General features: G+C 70.3%; 26 protein-coding genes. 19 read left to right on the top strand and 7 right to left on the bottom strand.

Annotated features, from left to right (window positions below):
• Positions 1-32: 32 nt before the first annotated feature.
• The 3 genes from ACFPLC_RS13795 (at position 33) to ACFPLC_RS13785 (ending at position 2,579) form a co-directional block, all read left to right on the top strand.
• Positions 33-620, top strand: a complete 588-nt coding sequence (locus tag ACFPLC_RS13795) for a TetR/AcrR family transcriptional regulator (RefSeq protein WP_191313522.1) — start codon at positions 33-35, stop codon at positions 618-620.
• Complete coding sequence (locus ACFPLC_RS13790; RefSeq protein ID WP_378191709.1) at positions 617-1,528, top strand: SDR family NAD(P)-dependent oxidoreductase; 912 nt, start codon at positions 617-619, stop codon at positions 1,526-1,528. The genes ACFPLC_RS13795 and ACFPLC_RS13790 overlap by 4 nt, the downstream gene beginning before the upstream one ends.
• A 160-nt stretch (positions 1,529-1,688) precedes the next feature.
• Positions 1,689-2,579 (top strand): endonuclease domain-containing protein, encoded by an 891-nt coding sequence (locus ACFPLC_RS13785; RefSeq protein ID WP_378191707.1) that lies wholly within the window; start codon positions 1,689-1,691, stop codon positions 2,577-2,579.
• Positions 2,580-2,595: 16 nt separating this feature from the next.
• Here the strand turns inward: ACFPLC_RS13785 and ACFPLC_RS13780 are convergent, their stop codons facing one another.
• Both ACFPLC_RS13780 and ACFPLC_RS13775 read right to left on the bottom strand, forming a co-directional pair.
• On the bottom strand, positions 2,596-3,252 hold the full coding sequence (locus tag ACFPLC_RS13780) for a response regulator (protein WP_378191705.1): 657 nt from the start codon (positions 3,250-3,252) through the stop codon (positions 2,596-2,598).
• A complete protein-coding gene (locus tag ACFPLC_RS13775; RefSeq protein ID WP_446681633.1) occupies positions 3,249-4,421 on the bottom strand; it encodes a sensor histidine kinase in 1,173 nt (390 codons plus the stop codon). The genes ACFPLC_RS13780 and ACFPLC_RS13775 overlap by 4 nt, the downstream gene beginning before the upstream one ends.
• 191 nt (positions 4,422-4,612) lie before the next feature.
• On the opposite strand from ACFPLC_RS13775, the gene ACFPLC_RS13770 reads away from it, so the two are divergent.
• The 13 genes from ACFPLC_RS13770 to ACFPLC_RS13710 all read left to right on the top strand — a co-directional run bounded on the left by ACFPLC_RS13770 (position 4,613) and on the right by ACFPLC_RS13710 (position 17,515).
• The gene (locus ACFPLC_RS13770; RefSeq protein WP_378191941.1) at positions 4,613-6,127 is read left to right on the top strand and encodes a dynamin family protein; all 1,515 of its coding nucleotides are present in this window, start codon (positions 4,613-4,615) and stop codon (positions 6,125-6,127) included.
• 59 nt (positions 6,128-6,186) lie between these two features.
• Positions 6,187-6,834 carry a hypothetical protein gene (locus tag ACFPLC_RS13765; protein WP_191313526.1) on the top strand — a complete coding sequence of 216 codons (648 nt, stop codon included), beginning with the start codon at positions 6,187-6,189 and terminating at the stop codon, positions 6,832-6,834.
• A 46-nt stretch (positions 6,835-6,880) separates the two neighbouring features.
• Positions 6,881-7,360, top strand: coding sequence for a YqeB family protein (locus ACFPLC_RS13760; RefSeq protein ID WP_378191703.1), 480 nt, complete (start codon positions 6,881-6,883; stop codon positions 7,358-7,360).
• On the top strand, positions 7,357-7,971 hold the full coding sequence (locus ACFPLC_RS13755; protein WP_378191701.1) for a TetR/AcrR family transcriptional regulator: 615 nt from the start codon (positions 7,357-7,359) through the stop codon (positions 7,969-7,971). The genes ACFPLC_RS13760 and ACFPLC_RS13755 overlap by 4 nt, the downstream gene beginning before the upstream one ends.
• Before the next feature lie 18 nt (positions 7,972-7,989).
• Entirely contained in the window at positions 7,990-8,379 is a 390-nt protein-coding gene (locus ACFPLC_RS13750; RefSeq protein ID WP_191313529.1) for a nucleotide exchange factor GrpE, read from the top strand.
• Positions 8,376-10,214, top strand: a complete 1,839-nt coding sequence (locus ACFPLC_RS13745) for a dynamin family protein (RefSeq protein ID WP_378191698.1) — start codon at positions 8,376-8,378, stop codon at positions 10,212-10,214. Before ACFPLC_RS13750 ends, ACFPLC_RS13745 begins: the two co-directional genes overlap by 4 nt.
• A gap of 101 nt (positions 10,215-10,315) precedes the next feature.
• Positions 10,316-11,017, top strand: coding sequence for a hypothetical protein (locus ACFPLC_RS13740; RefSeq protein WP_191313531.1), 702 nt, complete (start codon positions 10,316-10,318; stop codon positions 11,015-11,017).
• Between the two features lie 349 nt (positions 11,018-11,366).
• Complete coding sequence (locus ACFPLC_RS13735; RefSeq protein ID WP_378191696.1) at positions 11,367-13,190, top strand: phosphoenolpyruvate carboxykinase (GTP); 1,824 nt, start codon at positions 11,367-11,369, stop codon at positions 13,188-13,190.
• A gap of 88 nt (positions 13,191-13,278) precedes the next feature.
• Positions 13,279-14,121, top strand: coding sequence for a TIGR03621 family F420-dependent LLM class oxidoreductase (locus tag ACFPLC_RS13730; protein ID WP_378191694.1), 843 nt, complete (start codon positions 13,279-13,281; stop codon positions 14,119-14,121).
• Positions 14,122-14,135: 14 nt separating this feature from the next.
• A complete protein-coding gene (locus ACFPLC_RS13725; protein WP_378191692.1) occupies positions 14,136-15,017 on the top strand; it encodes an LLM class F420-dependent oxidoreductase in 882 nt (293 codons plus the stop codon).
• The gene (locus ACFPLC_RS13720; RefSeq protein ID WP_378191689.1) at positions 15,014-15,619 is read left to right on the top strand and encodes an ABC transporter ATP-binding protein; all 606 of its coding nucleotides are present in this window, start codon (positions 15,014-15,016) and stop codon (positions 15,617-15,619) included. Before ACFPLC_RS13725 ends, ACFPLC_RS13720 begins: the two co-directional genes overlap by 4 nt.
• A gap of 5 nt (positions 15,620-15,624) precedes the next feature.
• Positions 15,625-16,905, top strand: a complete 1,281-nt coding sequence (locus tag ACFPLC_RS13715) for a hypothetical protein (RefSeq protein WP_378191687.1) — start codon at positions 15,625-15,627, stop codon at positions 16,903-16,905.
• Positions 16,906-16,936: 31 nt separating this feature from the next.
• Positions 16,937-17,515 carry an EndoU domain-containing protein gene (locus tag ACFPLC_RS13710; protein WP_378191685.1) on the top strand — a complete coding sequence of 193 codons (579 nt, stop codon included), beginning with the start codon at positions 16,937-16,939 and terminating at the stop codon, positions 17,513-17,515.
• Here the strand turns inward: ACFPLC_RS13710 and ACFPLC_RS13705 are convergent.
• Entirely contained in the window at positions 17,512-17,784 is a 273-nt protein-coding gene (locus ACFPLC_RS13705; protein WP_191313538.1) for a helix-turn-helix domain-containing protein, read from the bottom strand. The genes ACFPLC_RS13710 and ACFPLC_RS13705 overlap by 4 nt on opposite strands.
• A gap of 114 nt (positions 17,785-17,898) precedes the next feature.
• Positions 17,899-19,518 carry an alpha/beta hydrolase gene (locus tag ACFPLC_RS13700; protein ID WP_378191683.1) on the bottom strand — a complete coding sequence of 540 codons (1,620 nt, stop codon included), beginning with the start codon at positions 19,516-19,518 and terminating at the stop codon, positions 17,899-17,901.
• 188 nt (positions 19,519-19,706) lie between these two features.
• On the opposite strand from ACFPLC_RS13700, the gene ACFPLC_RS13695 reads away from it, so the two are divergent.
• Both ACFPLC_RS13695 and mctP read left to right on the top strand, forming a co-directional pair.
• Entirely contained in the window at positions 19,707-19,985 is a 279-nt protein-coding gene (locus ACFPLC_RS13695; protein ID WP_191313540.1) for a DUF3311 domain-containing protein, read from the top strand.
• A complete protein-coding gene (gene mctP, locus ACFPLC_RS13690) occupies positions 19,982-21,637 on the top strand; it encodes a monocarboxylate uptake permease MctP (RefSeq protein WP_378191681.1) in 1,656 nt (551 codons plus the stop codon). The genes ACFPLC_RS13695 and mctP overlap by 4 nt, the downstream gene beginning before the upstream one ends.
• Here mctP and ACFPLC_RS13685 read toward each other — a convergent pair.
• A complete protein-coding gene (locus ACFPLC_RS13685) occupies positions 21,634-22,227 on the bottom strand; it encodes a hypothetical protein (protein ID WP_378191679.1) in 594 nt (197 codons plus the stop codon). The genes mctP and ACFPLC_RS13685 overlap by 4 nt on opposite strands.
• 32 nt (positions 22,228-22,259) lie before the next feature.
• Here ACFPLC_RS13685 and ACFPLC_RS13680 point away from each other — a divergent pair, with 32 nt between their 5' ends.
• The gene (locus tag ACFPLC_RS13680; RefSeq protein ID WP_378191677.1) at positions 22,260-22,835 is read left to right on the top strand and encodes a peroxidase-related enzyme; all 576 of its coding nucleotides are present in this window, start codon (positions 22,260-22,262) and stop codon (positions 22,833-22,835) included.
• On the opposite strand, the gene ACFPLC_RS13675 is transcribed toward ACFPLC_RS13680, so the two are convergent.
• Together ACFPLC_RS13675 and ACFPLC_RS13670 are read right to left on the bottom strand one after the other, a co-directional pair.
• A complete protein-coding gene (locus tag ACFPLC_RS13675) occupies positions 22,832-23,761 on the bottom strand; it encodes a bifunctional helix-turn-helix transcriptional regulator/GNAT family N-acetyltransferase (protein WP_378191675.1) in 930 nt (309 codons plus the stop codon). The genes ACFPLC_RS13680 and ACFPLC_RS13675 overlap by 4 nt on opposite strands.
• A gap of 224 nt (positions 23,762-23,985) precedes the next feature.
• Entirely contained in the window at positions 23,986-24,147 is a 162-nt protein-coding gene (locus ACFPLC_RS13670) for a hypothetical protein (RefSeq protein WP_003058002.1), read from the bottom strand.
• Positions 24,148-24,163: the final 16 nt, after the last annotated feature.

Below are 24,163 nucleotides of genomic sequence, written 5' to 3'. Positions count from 1 at the left end.
ACTTCATTAATGAACTGTGGTTCAATAACTGCGTGGCCCGGCCGAGGAGCATCACCGACGAGCGGCTGCTGGCCGCGGCGGAGACCGTGATCGGCCGCTGCGGCCCCGGTTTCACGCTCGCGCAGGTGGCGGCGGAGGCCGGGGTTTCGGTCGGCACGGTCGCGCAGCGGTTCGGCTCGAAGAGCGGCCTGCTGCAGGCGATGAGCCGGCGGGCGACGCGGCGGGCGGTCGAGCAGATGCGGGAGTGCGCCGAGCGGGCGGACGACCCGGTCGGCGGCCTGCGCGCCGCGGCGGTGTCGGTCTACGCGGTGCTCGGCGACGCCGAAGAGGCGGCGAACCACCTGGGCCAGCTCGGCGTGGACATCGGCGACCCGGTGCTGCGGTCGCTGCTGGGCGAGCACTTCACGGCGGTCGAAGAAGAACTGCGGCGGCTCGTGCGGGCGGCGGCGCCTTCGCTGCCGCGCGCGCCGAGTGTGCCGCGGGCGGCCCGGGTCGTGCTGGACGTGATCAACGGGGTGTCGCTCGACTGGTCGATCCGGCCGCACGGGCGGCTGGCCGACCGGCTGGCGGAGGACGTCGACGCGGTGCTGACCGCGTGGCGGGGACGGGAGGATTCATGAGTTTGGCAGGCAAGGTCGCCGTGGTCACCGGGGCGACGAGGGGCTGCGGGCGCGCGATCGCGGTGGAGCTGGGCCGGGCGGGGGCGACGGTGTACGTCACCGGCCGCACCACCCGCGAAACGCGCTCGCCCATGCAGCGCCCGGAAACCATCGAAGAGACGGGCGAGCTGGTCGAAGCGGCGGGCGGCAAGGCGGTCGTCGTCCGCTGCGACTTCACCTCGGTGTCCGATGTGGACGCTTTGAAGGCTCGCATCGAGTCCGAAGTGGATGGAATCGACATCCTGGTCGACGACGTCTGGGGCGGCGACATGTACTTCCACTTCGACGCGCCCTACTGGGAGACACCGCTGGAGGACGCGCTCACCCTCACGCACAACGCGCTCGACACGCACCTCATCGCGCTGCACAAGCTCCTGCCGTTGGTGGTCGCCCGCCGCGGCCTGGTCCTCGAGGTGACCGACGGCGACAACGACGACTACGTCGGCGCGGGCCTCCCCTACTACCTGGCCAAGTGCGGCATCCGCGCGCTCGGCCGGGCGCTGGGTGTGGAGCTGAAGAAGTACGACTGCGTCGGCCTCGCGGTGACGCCGGGCTTCCTGCGTTCGGAGTCGATGCTCGACCACTTCGAGGTCACGGAGGAGAACTGGCGCGACGCGGTCGGCAAGCTCGCGCCGGTCGACTTCAAGATCTCCGAGACGCCGTACCTGCTGGCCCGCGGCGTCGCGGCCCTGGCGCAGGACCCGGAGGTCGCCCGTTTCGCGGGGCAGACCCTGGCGTCCTGGACCCTGATGAAGGAGTACGGCTACACCGACATCGACGGCGACCGCCCGGACTTCGGCCGCTGGCTCACCGAAGTCCGCCACGGGGGCAAGGACGAGGTGACCACCCCGCCGGACGACTACCGCTGAGCGGCACTTTCCCTATGAAAGTGCCGCGCCGGACGTCCGTAGGTGCAACTTTCATAGGGAAAGTGACGGGTTGGGGAGGGAATTCGGGGGATGGGGACAACCGTGGCCCAGTTGATCTTGAGGCGGCCTGGCTGTCGGTGGTCCGCCGCAGCCTGGGCAGATGTTCAGCCTCCGCAACAGTGACCTGATCGACTTCGCCGAGCCCTTCATCGGGACCCACGCCGTGGCCGAAGGTGCGTTGACGTCGTGTGCCTTGCGATCGCCTCTGTTCACCCGGTTGTTCCGGAACGTCTACGTCGCCTCGACGACCGAAGTGACGCATGCGATGCGATGCCGGGCCGCTGCTTTGCTCGCACCGGGTGACGCCGTCCTGTCGGGGTGTTCGGCTGCGGCCGTCAAGGGCTTGGAACTGGTCGGTTCGCACGACCCGGTCGAATTCGTCGTGCCGGAAAACGTGGGGTTCGCGCGACAGGCGGGGCTGCACATCCGGCGAACCTGCCGGAGAGACATCGACAGTGAGCCGTGGGAAGGCGTCCGGCTCGCCACACCCCTGCGGCTCGCCTTGGACACCCTCACGAACACCAAGCTCCACCGTTCGCTTCCCCGGGTCGTCGGCTACCTCGACGTTCTCCTCCGCAGCGGCTTGGTGAACCTGGCCGAGCTGCACGACTACCTCGGATCACGCCGCGACAACGGAATGGTGCGGGCCAGGAAGGCGGTCGAGCTGGCGGACGCGCGTTCGGAGAGTGTTCCCGAGTCGGAGCTGCGAGTGTGGCTCACCGTCGCCGGCCTCAAGCCGGAGGTTCAGGTCGACGTCGTGAGCAGAAGAGGTCACTTCCTCGGTCGTCTCGACTTGGGGTTCCCCGCGCAGAAACTGGCGATCGAATACGACGGCGAGTGGCATCTCGAAGGCATTCAGCCGCAGCTCGACGCGCAGCGCCGCACCGCGATCGAGGCCGAGGGCTGGCGCTTCCTGATCGTCACCAAGGCGGAGTTGTACGGCGAGCCGAAGCGCGTGGTCGCGAGCGTTCGCGCGGAACTTTCCCTATGAAAGTTGCGCTGAGGATTCAGCCGAGGCCGGGGCGGGCGAGGCCGGTTTCGTAGGCCAGCACCACCGCCTGCACCCGGTCCCGCAGCTCCAGCTTCGCCAGGATCCGCCCGACGTGCGTCTTCACCGTCGCCTCGGACAGGAACAGCGCCTCGGCGATCTCCAGGTTCGACATGCCCTTGGCGATCAGCACGAGCACCTCGCGCTCGCGGTCGGTGAGCACGTCCAGCTCGGCGGTGTCCCGCATCGGGGGACCGCCGGTGCCGACGAAGCGGTCCAGGAGCCGGCGGGTCACCGACGGCGAAACCACCGCGTCGCCCGAAGCGACCGCGCGCAGCGCCGACACCAGGTGGTCGGGCTGGGTGTCCTTGAGCAGGAACCCGCTCGCCCCACCCTGGAGTGCCGCGTAGACGTACTCGTCGAGGTCGAACGTCGTCATCACCAGCACGCGCGCGGTGCCGTCGGCGACGATCCGCTTCGTCGCCTCGACGCCGTCGAGCACCGGCATCCGGACGTCCATCAGCACGACGTCGGGCCGCAGTTGCGAAGCCAGCTCGATCGCCTGCGCGCCGTCGCCCGCCTCGCCGACGACGTCGATGTCGGCCTGGGCACCCAGCACCATCCGGAACCCGACGCGCATCAGTTCCTGGTCGTCGACGACCACCACCCGGATCACTTGTCCAACCTAACCGGCAGGGTCGCCCGGACCTGCCATCCACCGCCCGGAGCCGGGCCCACGTCCAACTTCCCGCCGTACACGTGCGCGCGCTCGCGCATGCCGATCAAGCCGTTCCCGCCCGGCAGCCGGGGGTCGCGCCGCCCGGACGGCACCAGCTGCGGGACGCGGCCGGCGCCGTCGTCGGACACCAGCACCTCGACCAGGTCGCCGGTGCGGTGCACCCGCACCGAAGCGGTCGCGCCGCGCCCGGCGTGCTTGAGCGTGTTGGTCAGCGACTCCTGCACGATCCGGTAGACGCCGAGCGAGACGCCGGCCGGCAGGTCGCCGAGCTCGCCGAGCTCCAGGTCCACCGGCACCCCGGCGGCGCGCATCCGGTCGGCCAGGTCGGCGAGGGCGTGCGCGTCCGGCTGCGGCACCCGGGGCTCGCCGTCCGCGTCGTCGCTGCGGAGCACGTCCAGCAGGCGCCGCAGTTCGCCGAGCGCGCCGCGGCCGGTCTCGGAAATCGTTTGCAGGGCCCGGTGAGCGAGCTCGGGGTTGCTCTGGATCGCGTACGACGCGCCGTCGGCCTGCACGACCATGACGCTCACCGCGTGCGCGACGACGTCGTGCAGCTCGCGCGCGATCCGCCCGCGCTCTTCGGCCACCGCGATCCGGGTGGCCTGGTCGCGTTCGGTCTCGAGCAGGTGCAACCGGGCCTCCACTTCGACGTCGTAGGCGCGCCGGGCCCCGACGAACTCGCCGAGGGTCCAGCACAGGGCGATCCCGAACGCGAGGAACAACGCGGAGATGACGAGCTCGTCCGGCCGGTCCAGCACGGCCTGCAGGACCGAAGCGGCCACGACCGCGCCGACGTACGCCAGTCCCTGCCGCCGCCCGGCGTAGACGACGACCGAGTAGATGCTCATGGCCAGCCCGGCGACGCTGCCGATGCCGAGCATGAGCGACGCGTGCACGACGCTCACCACCAGCACGACGTACGCCGACCACAGCGGCGACTTCCGCCGGAACACCAGGGGCGTCACCATCGCGATGTTCACCGGCACGGCGACGTACCAGGGCGGCACGTCCGGGAGCTCGGCCAGCCCGTCGGCGGCGAACAGCAGCAGGTCGAACAGGCCGAGCAGGACGGCGAGCACCGAGTCGCCCGCCATGGGGTGGGCACGCATCCACAGGCTCAGCCGTCGCACCAGGCAACACTAGGTGGCGCCGCGGGAACCGCGCGTCGGCCGCCGGTACCACCTTCGGTGCGACCTGGGGATGACCCGCATGGCACGATTCACCGGGTGGTCGCCTACGACGGGGAGGGCTGGGGGCCGTGACGTCACCGGAGCAGGGCCGGCTCGCGGGTCCGCTGTCGATGTCGGTGGCCACCCTGTGCCACCGCCTGCAGCCGCAGGTCTCCGCGCGCACCGCCGCGGGGTTCGCCGAGGTGCTGCGCCGGCTCGGCGCGCCCCTGCAGGTGGCCGTCGCCGGCCGGATCAAGTCGGGCAAGTCGACGCTGGTCAACGCGCTGATCGGGCGCCGGGTCGCGCCCACCGACATCGGTGAGTGCACGCGGCTGGTGACCCGGTTCCAGTACGGCACGGTCGACCGCGTCGAGATCGTCTTCACCGACGGCCGCAAGCAGGTGCTCCCGTTCGCCTCCGACGGCATGATCCCCGCCGAGCTGGGTGTCGACATCGAGCAGGTGTCGCACATCGAGGCGTACCTGACCAACGCCGTCCTCCAGGGCATGACGGTGATCGACACGCCGGGCCTCGGCTCGCTCGACGCCGCTTCGGTGTCCCGCACCGAGCAGCTGCTGGGCGCGGCCAAGCACCGCAAAGAAGAGGACGAAGAAGGCTCCGACGAGCTCGACGACACCTCGCGCAACGCCGTCGCCGGCGCCGAGGCCGTCCTGTACGTCGTCACCCAGGGCGTCCGCGCGGACGACCAGCAGGCCCTCGCCGCCTTCACCGCGGCCACCGCGAGCCGCGAGGCGGGCCCGGTCAACGCGATCGCCGTGCTCAACAAGGCCGACACGATCGCGCCCGAGTCCGTCGAAGGCTCCGGTGGCGACATCTGGCGGGCCGCCACGCTGCTCGCGGAGAAGCAGGCGTCGACGTTGAAGCCGCGGGTCGCCGACGTGCTGCCGGTGATCGGCCTGATCGCCGAATCCGCCGAGTCCGGCGGGTTCACCTCCGCCGACGCCGAGGCCCTGCGGCAGCTCGCCGAGCTCGACGACGACGTCCTGCAGACCATGCTGATCTCGGCCGACATCTTCACGAGCTGGGACTGCGACGTCCCGGCGGGCACCCGGCTGCGGCTGCTGGAGAAGCTCGACCTGTTCGGCGTTTCGCACGCCGTCGAGGCCATCCGCAAGGAGCCGGAGATCACCGCGGGCGCGTTGCGGCGGTCCCTGCTCGACGCGTCCGGCCTGGAAGCGGTCCGGCAGCGGCTGTCGATCGTGTTCGCCGCCCGCGCCGACGGCATCAAGGCGGCCGCGGCACTGGCCTCGGTGACGGCGCTCGCGCACGCGTCGGCCGACCCGGCCGAGCGCCAGCGCGTCCACGACGCCATCGAGGTGCTGCTCGCCAAGCCCGAGGCCCACCAGCTGCGGCTGCTGGAAGCGCTGACGCTGGTCGCCTCCGGCGCGGTCGACATGCCGGAGGACCTGTCCGAAGAGGTGCTGCGGGTGGGCAGCAACGCCGACTTCGGCGCCCAGCTCGGCAAGCCCGGCGCCCCGCGGCCGGAACTGGCCGCGCACGCCCTCGAGCGCGCGGGCTGGTGGCGGTCCTTCGCGTCCTTCGGCGCGACGCCGGCGCAGAGCCGCGTCGCCCACGTCGTGCACCGGGCGTACTTCTTGATCTGGCAACAGCTCAGGGAAGCGTGAGTTTGTCTCCGCTTGCCAACTTTCCCTGGTAGGACCGTTTTCCCGCGTACTGTTGAATCGTGCGCCTAGAAAACACGACATCCTGGCGAGCCGGCTGGAGCAGCGAGACCGAGGTCGACGTCGCGCTGTACATCCGTGACGCCCTGGCACTGTCCGTTTCCGAAGGACAGGTGCTGCCGCCGGTGGAGCCGCAGGTCCCGGTGCACGTCCCGGCCGGCCTCGACCGGGCCGCCGTCCAGGCGCAGTGGGCCGACTGGTGGGTCGACCTGCTGGCCTTTCTCCGCAACCGCGAGGACCCGGACCCGCGCAACCCGCGCTCCCGCTACGGCAGGCCCGCGTTCGCGCAGGGGTCGGCGATGCGGCAGGCGCTCGAGTTCTTCGGCCCGGCCGCGGCCCGCCACTTCGCCAACGCCCGCGGCCCCGCCCTGCGCGGGGGCGGCGAGCCGGCGGGCAACACCCCCTGGGCGCCCGGCTTCTACCGCCGCCAGATCGTGGCCGGCGAGCGGCTCGGCCAGCTGGTGCGCGAGGCCGAGGTCCGGCACGGCCGCCGCGCCTACCCCTTCCGCCTGAACGTCATCGAGATCTCGGTCGCCGGTTCGATCTGGCTGCGCACGGCCGAAGACCAGCTGCTCGTCTCCTCCCGCCTCGCCGAAAACGGCCCTGGCCTGGAAGCGGTCCTCCGCGAGGTCATCGACGAGCTCGTCTGAACCCCCGGTTTACATAAACCGAGCACGCGGTCTAATAATGGACCGCATGGAGACGACCGTCGACGAGCCGTCGTGGCTGCGCACCGGGTCCTGGGTCGGCTGCCCGCTCATCGGGGGCGCGCTGGGCGTGGGGGTCTGGGCCGTCGCCGCCTGGGTGAGCGAGCTGCCCGCCTTCCCGTTCCAGGGCGTGTTCAAGGTGCTCACGAAACTGCCGCAGCCGTGGGCGACGCTGGCCGCGGTCGCCGGCGGGCTGGTGCTCGGCCTGGTGTTCGCCGCGATCTGGGCCCACGAGCGGCTGGTCGTCACGGTCTCGCCGACTCGCGTCACCCTGGTCCGCGGCGACAAGACCCGCCGCATCGAGGCCGACCTCGAAGCCGTCTACCTCGACGGCAAGGACCTCGTGCTGCGCACCACCGACGGCCGGGAGATCGCCCGGGAGAAGACGGACCTGCGCAACCACGAGCTGGCGCCGGCCTTCGCCGAGCACGGCTACCCCTGGCACGACGAACCGCCGGTCGAACGATGAGGACCGTCGACCCGGCCAAGCACGCGGCCAAGCGCCGCGCGATCGTCGACGCCGCCGCCGGCTGCTTCGCCGAGAAGGGCTTCGAGCGGACGACGACGGCGGACATCTGCCGCGCCGCGGGCATCAGCTCCGGCAGCCTCTTCCACTACTTCCCCAGCAAGCGCGCGGTCTTCACGGCGATCTTCACCCACGACGCCGCCGAGACGGCCGAACGCCTCGAAGCCGCCGCCAAGGCCAGTGACCCGCTCGCCGCCCTGCTCGACGTCGTCGCGGAGCTGGCCGGGCAGATCGCCCAGCCGGGAGTCGTCCGGATCGTGCTGGAAGCCGCCGCCCAGGCCGCGCGCGACGACGAGTTCGCCCAGCTCGTCCACCGCAACGACAGCGCGCTGCGCGACGGCCTGGCGGTGCTGCTCGGGCGGGCCGTCGACGCCGGGCTGATCGACCCGGGGGTGGAACCGCGCGCGGCCGCGGGCTGGGTCGCCGGGCTGATCGACGCGATGATCTCCCGGGCCAGTCTCGACCCTGGCCTCGATCTGCCCGCGGAACAGGCGATCCTCCGGACGATCCTGATCCGGTTCCTTCGCCCGGTTCCGCCCCCGGCAGGCGGCTGAATCCGCCAGACTGAGCCCATGGCGTGGTTTCGCAAGGAGGGAACCGACGGCGGCTCGCCCGCGTCGGACACCGATGTGCACCCCTTGCAGCAGCAGGTCACCGATCTTGAGCGGGCACTCGCGGATCGCCAGGCGCTGATCCAGATGTGCCTGTACGCGCTGGACCGTGCCCGCAGCGGCGGCGTGGTCGAACGCCTCGAGGAGGGCCTCGCCGCGATCGGCGTCCAGGCCCTGCGGCCCGACGGCGAGCGCTTCGACCCGGCCCGGCACGAAGCGGGCGGCGCGGTCCCGACCGAAGACCCGGCGCTCGACGGCATCGTCGCGGAAACCGAGGTCACCGGCTTCGCCGACCACGACCGCCTGCTGCGCGCCCCGATCGTCACCGTCTACGCGAAGAAGAACCCGTGAGCGCACCGACCGCGCCGAGCCTGCCCACGCAGGTCGCCGCGACCCGCGACCAGCTGCTGACCGTCGTCCGCGAAGCCGATCCGGCCGCCGCCAAGTGGGTCGAGGACATCCGGAAGGCCCGGCCGAAGAAGCCGGCCGTCGTGGTCGTCGGCGAGACGAACCGGGGGAAGAGCTCGCTGGTCAACGCGCTGCTCGCGATGCCGGGACTGTCCCCCGTGGACGCCGACGTGGCCACCGCGACCTACCTGGTGTTCGACCACGCGGACACCTGGGGCGCGCACGCCTGCTACCCCGGCCAGCTCGCCCCGGTGCCGATCGACCTCGGCCAGCTGATCCACTGGGTCTCCGCCGCGCACGAGCTGCCGCCCGGGCAGATCCCGCCGCGGTACGTCGAGGTCACCGGACCGGTCCCGCTGCTCGAACGGCTTTCGCTGGTCGACACGCCGGGCGTCGGCGGCCTCGACTCGATGCACGGCGAGCTCGCCAAGGAAGCCGCCGCGGGGGCCACCGCGCTGCTGTTCGTGGTCGACGCCTCGGCGCCGTTCACCTCGACCGAGCTGCAGTTCCTGCGTGATGTCGGCGAGCGCGTCGAGACCGTCGTCTTCGCGCTGACCAAGGTGGACATGTTCCGCGGCTGGCGCGAGGTCATGGAGGCCGACAAGCAGCTGCTGCGCGAGCACGCGCCCCGCTTCGCCGACGCGGTGTTCCACCCCGTGTCGGCGCGGCTGTTCGAGACCGCGGCGAAAGCGCCCAACGAGCAGATGGCCGCGATGCTGCGGGAGAAGTCCGGGGTCGCGGCGATCCAGACGGCGTTGCAGGAACTGCTCGTCGGCCGCTCGGCGATGCTCGGCGAGGCGAACACGCTGCGCGCGCTGTCCAGTGCGCTGGGCGAACTGAAGGCGAAGCTGCAGGCCGAGAGCCGGGCGCTGTCCGCGGGCGAGGCCGAGGCCGAGCAGCTGCGGGACCGCCGCGACAAGCTGCAGGCCGAACGCCGGAGCTCGACCCGCGGCTGGCAGCTGAAGCTGCGCGGCGAGGTCCAGCGCACCCGCGTCGAGGTCGGCCACGAGAGCAGCCGGCAGATGCGGGACGCGCAGACCCACTTCCGCCAGCTGATCGACGCGGCCAAGCGCGACGAGCTGGCCGCGCTGCCCCAGCAGGTCGACATCGCGCTGCAGACGACGTCGCAGCGGATCTCGATGCTGCTCGCACAGCGCCTGAACCAGGTCACCAACGTCTCGCTCTCGGAGCTGTTCTCGCCGGAAGAGCTGGACGTCATCCGCGCGCAGTTCGCCAGGGCGGGCGGCCCGCCGGTGGTGCTGCGCCCGCCGGACAAGAAGCCGCCGACGGCCGAGGACAAGCTGCTCGTCTTCATGGGCATCTCCGGCGGCGTCGGGGCCGGCAAGGTGGCCGCGCTGCCGCTGGCCGGCGTGGCGATCCTCAACCCGGTCGTGCTGCCCGCGACGATCATCATCGGCCTGGGCGCCGGCTGGTGGATGGCCCGCACGCGCAAGCACGCGGCCGACAAGCAGCACATGAAGCAGTGGCTGGTCGAGGCCATCGCGGACGCCCGCTCGACGCTCGACCAGCTCGTCGCCGAGCAGCTCATCGAGGCCGAGCAGCAGCTGTCGATGGCCCTCGACGAGGCGCTGGGCCGGCGCATCGACGCGATCGAGGCCGAGCTGAAGGAAGTCGACAAGACGATCAAGATGGGCGCGCAGGAGCGGGCCAAGAAGATCGCGATCGTCTCGAAGCGGCTCAAGGAGGTCAGCGACGGCCGTGAGCGGGCCGAAGCCTTCCTGACGCGGATCCGGGCGTTGCGGGACAAAACCGCCTGAGCGCCGGTCCGGTTGTGAAGCGGAACCGAACGGGCCTACGGTGAGTCATACCCTCAGACAGCAGGTCGGAGCGTGTTACCCGGTTCGAAGGGGGAAGTCCCATGTGGGTCGACGAGAGCGGCGGCAGCGACACCGACGCGAGCAGCCCGGACGCGATGACCGTCCACGTCGACGGCCAGGAGTACCAGGCCGAGGTCAACTACGACGTGAACGAAGACGGGGTGAACGACACCGCGATCATCGAGCACGAAGACGGCTCGGCCCAGGCCTTCATCGACACGAACCACGACGGCGAGGCCGACCACTACGCCGTGCTGGACGAGAACGGGAAGGTCGTCGAGCAGGCGGTCTACGACGAGGCCAGCGGCCAGTGGGTCCACGACGGCGGCTCCGGCGGCCACGACGACTCCGGCACCGGCCGTGACGACAGCTCGGGCGGCCACATCCACGCCGACCTGCCGGAGGGCGAGGTGGACGCGGGGGTCGCGACCATCGACACCGACCACGACGGCCACAACGACACCGTCATCGTCGAGACGAAGAGCGGCGGCACCATCGCCTTCACCGACAAGGACGGCGACGGCGAAGCGGACATCGCGGTGCAGACCGAGTCCGACGGCACGACCACGACGTTCGAGCACTCCGGCCCCGGCCAGTGGACCGAAGTCTCCAGTGGACTGATGGACTCGGGAGCCGAAGGCGATCCGGCCGCCGACGCCGCTTGGGGCGAGGCCGGCACGCAGACGCTGGAAGGCGTCGCGCGCATCGACTCTGGCACCGGACAGTGGATTTCGCCGAACTGAAAGTGACCCAGGTCATAGTTTGAAAGCCCGAGGCTCCGGCCTCGGGCTTTCTTCATGTCTTCAATGAAAACGACCAGGTCACGGCTGTGTCGCGCACCACCGGAAGATTTTCCGCGAATGCACCGATCAAGTGACATCTGAATCGATTCCCTTATCGTTCTTGTGAGAGAACCTACACGTCAGCTCTCGGTTACTCGCCGGTCATGCGGCTACTCTCGAGGAATCCCAAATCGCGCACACCGGTTCGCCAGCCGGTGCGCGAAGCCATTCGGTCGCCGGCAATGACGCCCGCACCGGGACAACGTCGTTCCGGTGCGGGCGCATTTGTCGTCGGAAGTCAGGAGTAGAGATGACCGCAGTCGCCATCCCCGGACTGGACACCGCGCCGACGACGCACACCGGCGTGCTGTCCTTCGTCCGGGAGGTCGCCGAACTGACCACCCCGGACCGCGTGGTGTGGGTCGACGGGTCAGACGAAGAAGCCGCCCGGATCAACCAGGAGCTGGTCGAGGCCGGCACGTTCGTGCAGCTCAAGTCGAAGCCGAACTCCTTCTGGGCCACTTCCGACCCGAACGACGTCGCCCGCGTCGAAGACCGGACCTTCATCTGCTCGGAGCGTCCCGAGGACGCCGGTCCGACCAACAACTGGATGGACCCGGCCGAGATGAAGGCCACCATGACCGAGCTGTTCCGCGGCTCGATGCGCGGCCGCACGATGTATGTCATCCCGTTCTGCATGGGCCCGCTCGGCGACGACAATCCCAAGCTGGGTATCGAAATCACGGATTTCGCCTACGTCGTCGCTTCGATGCGCGTGATGACCCGCGCCGGCAAGGCCGCGCTCGAGAAGTTCATTGCCCCGGACGGCAGCGAGCGCGAATTCGTGCCCGCGCTGCACTCGGTGGGCAAGCCGCTCGAACCGGGCGAGCAGGACGTTTCCTGGCCCTGCAACGAAACGAAGTACATTTCGCACTTCCCCGAGGAGCGCGCGATCTGGAGCTACGGCTCGGGGTACGGCGGCAACTCCTTGCTGGGCAAGAAGTGCTACTCGCTGCGCATCGCCTCGGTGATGGCGCGTGACGAGGGCTGGCTCGCCGAGCACATGCTGATCCTCAAGCTGATCTCGCCGGAGGACAAGGTCCACTACGTCGCGGCCGCGTTCCCGAGCGCCTGCGGTAAGACCAACCTCGCCATGCTGCAGCCGACCATCCCGGGCTGGCGCGCCGAGACCCTGGGCGACGACATCGCCTGGATGCGCTTCGGCGAGGACGGCCGCCTGTACGCGGTGAACCCCGAGTTCGGCTTCTTCGGCGTCGCGCCGGGCACCGACTGGCACACCAACCCGAACGCCATGCGCACGATCGAGAAGGGCAACACGGTCTTCACGAACGTCGCCCTGACCGACGACGGCGACATCTGGTGGGAGGGCATGGAGAACCAGCCCGAGCACGCCACTTCGTGGAAGCACCAGGACTGGACGCCGGACTCGGACGAGAAGGCCGCCCACCCGAACTCGCGCTACTGCACGCCGATGTCGCAGTGCCCGATCCTCGCGCCGGAGTGGGACGACCCGAAGGGCGTGCCGATCTCGGCGATCCTGTTCGGTGGCCGCCGCAAGACGACGGTTCCGCTGGTCAACGAGGCCCGCGACTGGCAGCACGGCGTGTTCATGGGCGCCACCATGTCCTCGGAGACCACCGCCGCGGCGGCCGGCGCGGTCGGCAACGTCCGCCGCGACCCGATGGCGATGCTGCCGTTCCTCGGCTACCACGCCGGTGACTACTTCAAGCACTGGCTGAACCTGGGCAAGAACGCCGACGCGAACAAGCTGCCGAAGATCTTCTACGTCAACTGGTTCCGCCGTGGCGACGACGGCCGCTTCCTGTGGCCGGGCTTCGGCGAGAACTCGCGGATCCTGAAGTGGGTCATCGAGCGCGTCGAGGGCAAGGGCAACGCCGTCGAGACGCCGGTCGGCTTCGTGCCGCGCGCCGAGGACCTCGACACCGAGGGCCTGACCGAGCCGCTCGAGGACATCCAGGCCGCCCTGGACGTCAAGCCCGAGGAGTGGCGCGAAGAGCTGCCGCTGATCGAGGAGTGGTTCGAGAAGATCGGCGACAAGGTCCCCACGTCGCTGCGTGACGAGCTCGACGCGCTGGCCCAGCGCCTCGCCTGAGCCCCCTGCCGCACCTGGTCGTGAGTGGTAAGGCGGGTTAGAACCCGCCTTACCACTCACGACGCCTTTTCCCGGTAGCTTCGCGGGCATGAGACCGTTCCGGTTCGGCGTCGCCATGTACGTGCCCGGCTCACGGGCCGAGTGGATGGCGAAGTGCCGCCGGGCCGAGGACCTCGGCTACGACGTCGTCGGCGTGGTCGACCACCTCGGCCGGGTCGCGCCGATCCCCGCGCTGCTGCTCGCGGCCGAAGCCACCGAGCGGATCCGGCTCAACACCTACGTCCTCAACGCGAGCTTCCACAACCCGGTGCTCCTGGCCCGTGACCTCGTCGCGCTCGACGAGTTCACCGGCGGCCGCGTGGAGATCGGCATCGGCGCGGGGTACGTCCAGGCGGAGTTCGACGCCGCCGGGATCGACTGGGGGACGCCCGGCCGCAGGTTCCAGCGGCTCGTCGACGTGGTCACCGAGGTCGACCGCGCGTTCACCGACCGGCCGCGGCCGCCGCTGCTGCTCGGCGGCCGCGGTGACCGGATGCTGACCTTCGCCGCCGCGCACGCCGACACCATCGCCCTCACCGGCACCGCGCCCGGCGCGGCCGAGGGGCGGCTGGCCCTGGCCGGTTCCGCCGCGCTGGCCGACCGCGCCGGATTCGTGAAGCAGGTGCTCGACGGCCGGGACACCGAGGTGAACTTGATGGTTCACTTCGTCCGGATCACCGACGACCGCCGGGCGGCACTGGAGGAGGCCCACGAACTCGTGCCGCACCTCGGCGTCGAGGAACTCGGCGCGCTGGCCACGGTCCTCGCCGGCTCGGCCGAAGCCGTGGCCGAGCAACTCCAGCACACCCGCGAAACTCTGGGCGCCAGCTACTTCACGGTGCTCGAAGACGATCTGACCAGGCTCGCCCCGGTGATCGAAAAGCTCCGTTGAGTACCTTGGTCGGCATGACTGGGGATTTTCGCTTCGGGATCAACATGGTGGTGCCGGACAGCCGCGCCGCCTGGACCGAAAAGTGCCGCCGGGCCGAGGAACTCGGCTACGACGTCCTGTCCGCGGCCGACCACCTGGGCATGGCGCCGCCCTTCCCGGCGCTCGTGCTGGCCGGCGAGGTCACCTCGCGCGTCCAGCTGAACACCTTCGTGCTCAACACGTCCTTCTACAACCCGGTGCTGCTCGCCCGGGACGTCACGGGCACCGACCAGTTCACCGGCGGACGGCTGGAACTGGGCCTCGGCGCCGGGTACGTCAAGGAGGAGTTCGAGGCCGCCGGGATGCCGTTCCCGTCCGCCCGCGAGCGCGTCGACCACCTCGAGCGGACGATCACCGAGCTCAAGCGGCGGTACGCCGATCCGGAGCACAAGCCCGCGCCCACCCGTCCCGAAGGGCCGCCGCTGCTTCTCGGCGGCCGCGGCGATCGGGTACTGACGCTGGCCGCGGAGCACGCCGACATCATCGGTTTCACCGGGACGACCAAGACCCCCGACGGCGCGCCACTGGCCGCGGCGGCCCCCGAAGAGGTCGACGAGCGCGTGGCGTTCGTGCGGGCCAAGCTCGGCGACCGCGCGTCTTCGGTCGAGTTCAACCTGCTCTGCCAGTTCGTGAAGATCACGAACGACCGCGCGGCCGGCCTGGCCGAGCTGGAGCAGCTCGTGGGCGGCCGCCTGAGCGCCGCGGAGATCGGCGAGCTCCCGGTCGCCCTCGTCGGCACGGCCGCGCAAGTCGCCGACCAGCTGCGGGGCCACCGCGAACGGTTCGGGTTCAGCTACTTCACGATCCTGGAGCCGTTCCTCGACGAGTTCGCCCCGGTCCTCGAGCACCTCCGGTGATCGACGCGAAGGCGCTCGGCGTCCGGGCCGGCGAGCTCTGGCTGTTCGACGACCTGGACTTCTCCGTCGACCCCGGCGAGTGCGCCGCGATCGTCGGGCCCAACGGAGTCGGCAAGTCGACCTTGCTGCGCTGCTTCTACGGCATGCAGAAGCCGCAGCGGGGCCGCGTGCTGGTCGACGGCAAGGCGCCGGACGAGCGGGACGTCGAATTCCGACGCAAGGTGTCGGTGCTCTTCGACGACTCCGACTTCTTCGCCGAGCTGACCCCGGTGCAGCACTTGGAACTCCTCGCCGGTTCGTTCGGCGCCGACCTGGGCGACCACGAGGAACTGTTGCGCGACGCGGGTCTCGGCGAACGCATGCGCGTGACGTCCGGGCACTTCTCCGCCGGCCAGCGCCGGCGCCTGCTGCTGCTCGGCGTCACCGCCCGTCCGCACCGGGTGCTCCTGCTCGACGAGCCGGAACGCGCGCTGGACACCGCGGGCAAGGAGTGGCTGGTCGAGCTGATCGCCCGGTCGACGGCGGCCGGCGCGGCGGTCGTGGTGGCCACCCACCACCCGCCGCTGCTGGAAGCCGCCGACAGCGTGCTCGAACTGTGGTGACCGCTTTGCCGACACTGACGCCGAGGCGGATGCGGATCCCCGGGCGCAAGCGGTTCGGCGGGATCTTCAGCGGCGACACCGCGACCTTCGTGCTCCTGTTCGGCTTCGGGTTCCTGTTCACCGCCTTCTTCCACGTCGACGGCTGGCGGCCCGCGCTCTACGGCTCGTCCACTCCCGCCTTCCCGGCCGTGCTCGGGCTGCTGACGCTCTGCTGCGCGGTCGGCTGGCGCGGGCTGCTGCGCCGCGGCTTCGCCTGGGTCGAGCCGGCGGAGCTGACCTGGCTCGACTTCGCCCCGGTGGACCGCGGCCGCGTCGTCACGCTGCGGCTGCTCGGCGCGTGGACGGGCGTGGTCGCGGTGACCGGCTACCTCGCCGCGCTGCTGCTCGCCGTCGGCGGCGCCGGGCTGGAGCAGTGGCGGGCGGCGGTCGCGATCGTCGTCGCGACCGGGGTGGCGGCCTTCGCTTCGGCTCGGCGCACGTCGCTGTGGTTCGACGCGCTGGGCCCGCTGGTGCTCGCGGTCCTTGGCCTGGGGATCGCCGCGCTCGGCCTCGGTCCCGCCACCGTCCAGTTCGTGGCGGCCGGCGTGCTGGTCGCGGCGCTCCCGCTGGCCTTCGGCGGCGAACCGGTGTCGCGCGCGGGCCGGGCGGCGCTGCTCGCCGGGTGGGACGGCCGCGTCCTGCGGTCGGTCGCCGTCACCTTCCTCGACCCGATGATGCTGCTCCCGCCGTCCACGCCAGTGGGCGGGATTTCGCTGCGCCGTCCGACGCCGTTGCGGCTGGCCTGGGCGGGCACGCTCGGCCGGTCACGGTACGCGGGCGCGGCGCTGCTGGTCGGCCTGGCGGTCGTCGTCGCCCACATCGCCGTGCCGACCGTGCCGGGCGCGGTCCTGGTCGGCGTCGGCGCGTACGTCGCGCTGACGCCGTTCGCCGGCGGCCTCGGCGAGCTCTGGCGCAACCCGGGCCGCCGCCGGTGGCTCGGCTCGGGGGACCGCACGCTCGTCCTGGCCCACGGCCTGGTGCTCGCCGGAGTGGGTCTTCTTTGGGCGACAGCGCTCTTCGTGGTCACCCTCGCGGGTGGGACGTCGTTCGCCGTGGGCGCGTGGCTCGCCGTGCCGCTGTCGGTGCTCTCGATCCTGCGCACGGTCACCCGCACCGCCGTTGACTACGCGAATCCCGGGTTCACCGACACCCCGATGGGCCCGATGCCCGCCAACCTCGTGCGCCAGCTCTTCCGCGGTCTCGATCTCCAGGTCGTCGGCATCGTGCTGCTTGCCGCAGCCGTTTGACCTACTCTCGTTGCGACGAAGGGAGCAGCGAGTGGGCGGCGGGCACGCACCGGGCGTCGGGCGCAGGGCGACCAGCGAGTTCCCGGCCGGCTGGACCGACGAGCAGATCATCTCCGTGGTCAAGGACGTCGCCAACGACCCCAGCGAGGCCCGACGGCAGCAGCGCAACGGCCGGTGGCGCTGTGCCGGCGAACGGTTCAACGTCCACTTGATCGTCTTGGTCGAGGACAACGGGCACGTGCACACCGCCTACCCGGTGGCCGGGCCGGGCGTGATCCGCAACCCGGACACCGCGCGGGACCCGGCGAACCCGACGGTCGCCGACCTCAAGGGCAACCGGATCAGCTTCTTCGCCGACAGCGTGCTGACCATGATCGGCAACCGGCTCTCCCCGGAGGACTACACGCACTACCGGACGCTGCTGTGGGCCGGTGAGTGGGAGGAGCTGGCCGACGTGCTGGCCGCCCACGCCTACCGGGTCGGCTTCGACTTCTCCGCCGACGAGTTTTCGGACTTCGAGAAGCTGCTCAACAGCTACGACCTGCCGGTGCCAGGGTGCGCGTTCCTCAACGACCGCGAGCACATCCTCAAGCAGCTGCGGCCGCTCTAACTGGCCTGGGACAGCGGGGGTGACGCGGCGGGCGTGACGGCCGCGCGCAGCTCGTCCAGCGGCAGGCCGACGGCGTCGGCGATGGCCGCGACCGTGAAGAACGCCGGCGTCGGGATGCGGCCGGTTTCGATCTTCCGGAGCGTCTCGACCGAGATTCCGGCCTCCGCGGCGACGTCGACCATGCTCCGGCCGGCCCGCGCCGCCCGCAGCGCCTGGCCGAGGCGTTCGCCTCGCTCGCGCTCTTCGTCCGTCAGCGGCACTCGTACCATGAACGGCATTCTAATACCGGTAGTTGTCCACCGGCTGTGGATAACTCTGTGCACAGGTGTGGAAAAGGCCCCGCCGAGCTTCCGCTCGACGGGGCCCCACCACATCTAGTGCCTTCAGGCGCCCGCGGGCACCGGAAGTGGCATGCCGGGCAGGCTCTGGTCGTTCGGCACCACGCCGTCGACGAGGTAGGCCTCCACGACCTTGTCCACACCCACGTTGCCGCCGGCGTAGATGCCGTGGTCACCCTCGCCGGTGATGGTCAGCATCCGCGAACCCGCGAACGCCTTGTGCGCGCGGCGCGCGCCCTCGATCGGCGTCGCCGGGTCGTGCTCCGACTCGACGATCAGCACCGGCGGGACACCCTTGCCGTCCAGCACGGGCAGCGGGGACGGCGGCTTCTTCCAGAACAGGCACGGCTGGATGAACCAGCCGGCCCCCAGGAGCGGCAGCTGCTGGTCGATCAGCTTCTGAGAGTCCCGGATGGCGCTGTTGGGCGAGCCGGTCCACGGACCCTCGTTGCACGGGATGGTCCAGAAGCTGGCGTCGTAGGCGTCGCCGTCGGCCGGCACCATCAGCGGCTGCGGGCCGTAGGTGACGGTGCTCTTGTCGGCGACCTTGGCCTTCTGCGCGGCCGAGGACTTGGCCGCCGCCGAGGCGGTGCCCTGGGTCAGCGTGCGGACGCTGACCAGGTAGTCGGCCAGGCCCGGGAACGCGCGCTTCGAGTAGATCTGCGACGCGATGAACGAGTCCAGGCCGTTGGCCGAGACGGTCGAACCGTCGGGCAGGGTGACCGCGCCCTGGGTCAGGGCGTAGCGGACCTGCTCGTAGGTCTGGCGGGCGGCCTCACCGGTGGTGCCGAAGTGGTAGAGGTTGTCGTACTTCGCCATCCACGGGAGGAAGTCCTGCCGCCAGCGGCGCTCGAAGCCGAGCGGCTGCCAGTCGAACGACTTCTGCCAGGTCGTGGTGAACTCGGTGGCCGAGTCGAGCACGAACCGGCCGGTGCGGGTCGGGTAGGCCTGCGCGTAGTGCGCGCCCATCCAGGTGCCCGCCGAGTAGCCGACCCAGTTGATCTTGTCGCGACCGAGCAGCACGCGCAGCAGGTCGATGTCCTTGACCGTCTGGTCGGTGTTGATCAGCGGGCTCAGCTCGCCGGACTTCTGCTGGCAGGACAGCGCCGCGTACTTCGTCGCCTGCAGGATCAGGTTCAGGTTGCCGCGGTCGCGGTCACGCGGGTCCAGGTCCGACCCGGTGCCGATGGCGCCGCCGCAGGTGATGTTGGTGCTCTTGCCGGTGCCGCGCGGGTCGAAGCCGACGATTTCCTGGTGCTCGCGCAGCTTCGGCTGGTTGCGCAGGCGGGCCGGGAAGTTGCGCCCGGGCGCGCCCGGGCCACCGGGGTTGGTGACGACGCTGGCGGTCGCGTCCTTGGTTGCCTTCAGGCGGCTGACCGCGATGGTCAGGTCGATCTGGGCGTTCGCCTGGTACCAGTTGCGCGGGGTCTTGTAGGTCGCGCACTCCATGTCCTCGGCGCCCGCGGGCGGAGCCGTCGGCAGCTCGGAGGGGACCGCGCACTTGTGCCAGTCCAGCTTCTGGTTCGCGTACTGCGCCGGGATGTTCGTGGAGTTCAGCGGCTGCTTACCGGCCGCGACCTCCTGCCCTGCGAACGCAGGAGTGAACCCGGCCAGCAGGGTGCCGGCAATGGCCGGGATCACCACCGCGTAGCGGAGTCGTGTCATACAGTTGCCCCTTTTGGGTTTGCGCGTGCGGAGTCGGCCTATTGATATAGGCCGCACTGGGGCAGGGCAACCGACCTTGGTCGGCATCGCGGACCGTGGCGATCAAATCGATATCGGACAAGCGTGACTCGCTGTCACTGAGGTCTTAAGGTCAGGCGGTCGGTTACGGGAGTGTTAGGTGAGGTCCGATGTCGACTGCGAAGCACGACGGAAAGGTGCGCGGGTTCCAGTTCAGCCCGTGGAACCTGCTCCTGATCGTCCCGCTGCTGGTCCTGGTCACGCCACTGTTCAACATGGACGGTCCGCGGTTGTTCGGGATGCCGTTCTTCTACTGGTTCCAGTTCCTCATGGTCGGCGTCGGGGTGCTGAGCACCTGGATCGTCTACCTGATGACGCGGGACAAGCCGACCGCTGACGCGCCGGACAAGCTGAGCGTCGAGGACCTGGACGAGGGGGACGCTCGATGAGCAACCTGCAGTGGCCCGAGCTGATCATCTTCACGCTCCTGTTCGCCCTGGTCACCGTGCTCGGCTTCATGGCGTCACGCTGGCAGCGCGGCAGTACCCTGGACCACCTGGACGAATGGGGCCTCGGCGGCCGCAAGTTCGGCTCGTGGATCACCTGGTTCCTGCTCGGCGGCGACCTCTACACGGCATACACGTTCGTCGCGGTGCCCGCGCTGGTGTTCAGCGCCGGTGCGCTCGGCCTCTACGCGCTGCCGTACACGATCGTCGTCTACCCGATCGTCCTGCTCCCGGCGCTGCGGATGTGGTCGGTTTCGCGGGTCCGCGGCTACGTCACTCCGGCCGACTTCGTGCGCGGCCGCTTCGGCTCGCCGATCCTCGCGCTGCTGGTGGCGATCACCGGCATCGTCGCGACCATGCCGTACATCGCGCTGCAGCTGGTCGGCCTCGAAGCCGTGCTGCGGACGATGGGCATCAACGGCGGCGGCATCGTCGGGCACCTGCCGCTGCTGGTCGCCTTCGTCATCCTGGCCTTCTACACCTACCAGTCCGGCCTGCGGGCGCCCGCGCTGATCGCGTTCGTCAAGGACATCCTGATCTACATCGTGATCCTGGTGGCGATCATCTACCTGCCCTCGAAGCTCGGTGGCTGGTCGCACATCTTCGACGCGGCGGCGAAGAAGCTCGGCACGCCGAACCCGACCACCGGCAAGCCGGCCGGGTCGATCCTGCTCACGGCCAACAACCAGCTGCAGTACGCGACGCTGGCACTGGGCTCGGCGCTCGCGCTGTTCCTGTACCCGCACTCGCTGACCAGCGTGCTGGCTTCGCGCGGCCGCAGCGTGATCAAGCGGAACATGGTCGCGCTGCCGGCGTACTCGCTGGTGCTCGGCCTGCTGGCGCTGCTCGGCTACGTGGCGATCACCGCCGGGGTCAAGCCGCTGACGAACGCGGCCACCGGCAAGGCGGACGGCAACACGATCGTCCCGGTCCTGTTCGACAACCAGTTCTCGTCCTGGTTCGCCGGCATCGCGTTCGCCGCGATCGGCATCGGCGCCCTGGTGCCGGCCGCGATCATGTCGATCGCCGCGGCCAACCTGTGGACCAGGAACATCTACAAGGAGTACATCCGCAAGAACGCGACCCCGCAGGAAGAGGCGAAGCAGGCGAAGCTCGCTTCGCTGGTCGTGAAGCTCGGTGCGGTCGCCGTGATCATCCTGATCGACCCGCAGTTCTCGATCGACCTCCAGCTCATCGGCGGCGTGCTGATCCTGCAGACACTGCCGGCCGTGGCGCTCGCGTTGTACACGCGCTGGTTCCACCGCTGGGGCCTGATCGCGGGCTGGGTCGTCGGCATCGGCTGGGGCCTGATCATGCTGTACGGCATCCCCAACCCGGCCAACGGCAAGCAGCACTTCGGCGGCTCGGCGCTGGCCCTGGGCAACATGTCGATCTTCGGCTGGCACCCGTTCTCGGGTTCACTGGTCCAGATCTACGTCGGCTTCGTGGCCCTGATCGCGAACCTGGTGGTGGCGGCGATCGTCACGGTGGTGGCCCGGCAGCTGAAGGTCTTCAACGGAACCGACGACACCGAGCCCGAGGACTACCACACCGACGAGCACGACAAGAACCTCCGCCCGATCGGCGTCCACTAACGACGGATGGCCGCTCGGGAAACGAGGCAGAGCACCAGCCCGTTGAGCAGGTGCCAGAGGAAGTGCGTGCCGGCCGGGACGTAGTCGCACACGTCCCGGTCGAGCGCGCGCAAGCTCAGAGAGAGGGCGAAGATCGCGCCCGCCACGGCGAAGTGCGTCCAGTGCGGGTCGCGCCGGAAGGCGAGGATCGCGGCGAAGATCCCGAGCCCGATGAGCGCGGACAGGTACAGCCCGCCGCCCAGCAACGCGGTGCCGACGGTCAGCGCGAGAAACGCGGGCGGCCCGAGCCACCACAGCCGCCACCCGAGGAAGAGACGCGGGAACAGCCCGGCGTATACGAGCACGAACACGAGAATGCTCACCGAGTCCGCGACCGCGGCCCAGCGCGTCGCGACCAGGTGAAAAGTGGTACTGGCAACGAAGATCAGCCCGATCAGCCCGGCCAGCAACCGCCCGACGCGACCGCCGTCGGCCAGCCGCCAAACCAGCACGGCGGCGACGAGAAAGGCCAGGTTGCTGAGACTGTTGAGCGGCTCACCCCAGAGCCCGGGCCCGACGCGTTCGCAGTACCCGTCGACGTAGTCGGTCACGCACCCACCCAACCACGACTAGCGTGCGGGGTATGAGCGAAGCGGTGAGCCGGTTCCCCGTGACCGAACTCGAAGACCTGCCCGAAGACCTCCGCGAGCGGATCGGCGTGATCGCGGAGAAGTCCGGGTTCGTGCCGAACATCTTCCGCGCGCTCGGCCACCGCCCCGCCGAGCTGCGCGCGTTCCTCGACTACCACGACGCCCTGATGGACCGCGCCGGCGGACTCAGCAAGGCCGAACGCGAGCTGGTCGTCGTCGCCACGTCCGGCGCCAACCACTGCACGTACTGCGTCGTCGCGCACGGCGCCATCCTGCGCATCCGCGCCAAGGACCCCGAGCTGGCTGACCGCGTGTCGAGCAACCCGTGGCAGGTCGAGCTGGACGAGCGCGGCCGCGCGATCGTCGACCTGGCCCTCGCGCTCGCCCAAGACTCGGCGTTGTTCGGCGAAGGCGACCTCGAAGCCGCGCGCAACGCCGGCCTCACCGACGACGAGATCTGGGACATCGGCGCGATTACGGCGTTGTTCGCGATGTCGAACCGGCTCGCTCACCTCACCGCGCTCCGCCCGAACCCGGAGTTCTTCCTGCTCGGCCGGACGCCCCGCTAGAACTCCAGGCGCCAGGTCTCGTCGGTGAGCTTCCGCCCCCAGTCGTCGAAGTCCTTCTCGCCGACGAGCTCGAACCCGGCCGCCCGGTAGATCGACCTCGCGGCATCAAGAACGGACACCGTCGACAGCTCCATCGCGCGGTAGCCGTGCGCCCGGGCGAACGTCACGCACTCGGTCACCAGCCGCTTGCCGACGCCGTGGCCGCGGGCCGACGGCTCGAGCAGCAGCAGCCGGAGCTTCGCGGTGTCCGCGTCCGGCCCGCGGCCGCAGCCGATGCTGCCCACCCGCTCGCCGTCGAGCTCGGCGATCCAGAACGCCTGCCGCGGGTTGTCGCGGTTCTCGAGGAACTCCGCGGCGAGCCGGGCGACGAGGGCCTCGAAGAGAGCGCCGAAGCCGTACTCGCGGGCGTACAACGCGCCGTGTCGTTCCACCACCCAACCGAGGTCACCCGGTCGTGGCGGGCGGAGGACGAGGGCCGGGTTGCGACGGCGGTCGCCGACCAGGTCGCCGATCGTGCGCATCGCGGCCAGCAGGCGCTGCTGGTCTTCATCGGCGAAGCGGCGCAAGAGCCCGCCGATCTGGTCGGTGGAACGGCGGTTCAGCACCGCGAACGCGTCCCGGCCCGCCGCGGTCGGGCGCACGAGCTGGCGGCGGGCGTCCTCGTCGGACCGTTCGCGCACGATCAGCCCGCGGGACTCAAGGCGCGCGAGCAGCCTGCTGGCGTAACCGGCGTCGAGGTCGAGGCGCTTCCGCAGGTCAGTCACCGGAAGCGGGTCCTGGTGGGCGAGTTCGAAGAGGACCCGGGCCTCGGGCAGCGAGTACTCGGCGTCCGCCGGACCTTCGTCGAGCACGCCGATGACCCCGGTGTAGAGCCGGTTGAAGGCGCGGACCGCGGCGACCCGATCGGCCAGCTGAGCGTCGTTCATTGACCACCTCAACAAGTTTGTTGACGAAGTCAAAGATTACTGCAGAAGGCTCCCGTGGCAAGGGAAATACCGGGGAAATGGGAAACCCCGCGATGCTGCCAGGTCGGGGGTCCGCCAGCATCACGGGGTCGTACTGGGTATCGACGCCCCTCCGGGCGGCGTTACACCATGAGCACGATGTGGCCTAGGTCACTCGAACGGGCGACCGCCACGGGGTGAAGAGATCAGCGCATGTAGCCGGAGCGGGCCTGCGCGATCGCGATGAGTTCCTGACGGACCGTCGCGGTGGCGGCGGTGTCGATCGCCCGGTTCAGCGCCCGGCGAGTGCGAGCCTCGGCGCGACGGGCACGGAGCTTGGCGGCGATGTTGTTCATCGGTTTCTGCATCCCCTTCGAGGGTCTT

This window comes from Amycolatopsis plumensis (genome assembly GCF_042652605.1).
GTDB classification, from domain to species: domain Bacteria; phylum Actinomycetota; class Actinomycetes; order Mycobacteriales; family Pseudonocardiaceae; genus Amycolatopsis; species Amycolatopsis plumensis.
The sequence above is the reverse complement of the archived record's forward strand: the minus strand, read 5'-3'. Positions and strand labels throughout refer to the sequence as shown.

What these genes read in the sequence shown, in the direction of transcription:
- ACFPLC_RS13790 (WP_378191709.1), top strand. Translation starts at nt 617, where the DNA reads ATGAGTTTGGCAGGCAAGGTCGCCGTGGTCACCGGGGCGACGAGGGGC.
- ACFPLC_RS13785 (WP_378191707.1), top strand. Translation starts at nt 1,689, where the DNA reads ATGTTCAGCCTCCGCAACAGTGACCTGATCGACTTCGCCGAGCCCTTC.
- ACFPLC_RS13775 (WP_446681633.1), bottom strand. Translation starts at nt 4,421, where the DNA reads ATGCGTGCCCACCCCATGGCGGGCGACTCGGTGCTCGCCGTCCTGCTC.
- ACFPLC_RS13770 (WP_378191941.1), top strand. Translation starts at nt 4,613, where the DNA reads ATGTCGGTGGCCACCCTGTGCCACCGCCTGCAGCCGCAGGTCTCCGCG.
- ACFPLC_RS13760 (WP_378191703.1), top strand. Translation starts at nt 6,881, where the DNA reads ATGGAGACGACCGTCGACGAGCCGTCGTGGCTGCGCACCGGGTCCTGG.
- ACFPLC_RS13755 (WP_378191701.1), top strand. Translation starts at nt 7,357, where the DNA reads ATGAGGACCGTCGACCCGGCCAAGCACGCGGCCAAGCGCCGCGCGATC.
- ACFPLC_RS13750 (WP_191313529.1), top strand. Translation starts at nt 7,990, where the DNA reads ATGGCGTGGTTTCGCAAGGAGGGAACCGACGGCGGCTCGCCCGCGTCG.
- ACFPLC_RS13740 (WP_191313531.1), top strand. Translation starts at nt 10,316, where the DNA reads ATGTGGGTCGACGAGAGCGGCGGCAGCGACACCGACGCGAGCAGCCCG.
- ACFPLC_RS13735 (WP_378191696.1), top strand. Translation starts at nt 11,367, where the DNA reads ATGACCGCAGTCGCCATCCCCGGACTGGACACCGCGCCGACGACGCAC.
- ACFPLC_RS13730 (WP_378191694.1), top strand. Translation starts at nt 13,279, where the DNA reads ATGAGACCGTTCCGGTTCGGCGTCGCCATGTACGTGCCCGGCTCACGG.
- ACFPLC_RS13725 (WP_378191692.1), top strand. Translation starts at nt 14,136, where the DNA reads ATGACTGGGGATTTTCGCTTCGGGATCAACATGGTGGTGCCGGACAGC.
- ACFPLC_RS13705 (WP_191313538.1), bottom strand. Translation starts at nt 17,784, where the DNA reads ATGGTACGAGTGCCGCTGACGGACGAAGAGCGCGAGCGAGGCGAACGC.
- ACFPLC_RS13700 (WP_378191683.1), bottom strand. Translation starts at nt 19,518, where the DNA reads ATGACACGACTCCGCTACGCGGTGGTGATCCCGGCCATTGCCGGCACC.
- ACFPLC_RS13695 (WP_191313540.1), top strand. Translation starts at nt 19,707, where the DNA reads ATGTCGACTGCGAAGCACGACGGAAAGGTGCGCGGGTTCCAGTTCAGC.
- mctP (WP_378191681.1), top strand. Translation starts at nt 19,982, where the DNA reads ATGAGCAACCTGCAGTGGCCCGAGCTGATCATCTTCACGCTCCTGTTC.
- ACFPLC_RS13680 (WP_378191677.1), top strand. Translation starts at nt 22,260, where the DNA reads ATGAGCGAAGCGGTGAGCCGGTTCCCCGTGACCGAACTCGAAGACCTG.
- ACFPLC_RS13675 (WP_378191675.1), bottom strand. Translation starts at nt 23,761, where the DNA reads ATGAACGACGCTCAGCTGGCCGATCGGGTCGCCGCGGTCCGCGCCTTC.
- ACFPLC_RS13670 (WP_003058002.1), bottom strand. Translation starts at nt 24,147, where the DNA reads ATGCAGAAACCGATGAACAACATCGCCGCCAAGCTCCGTGCCCGTCGC.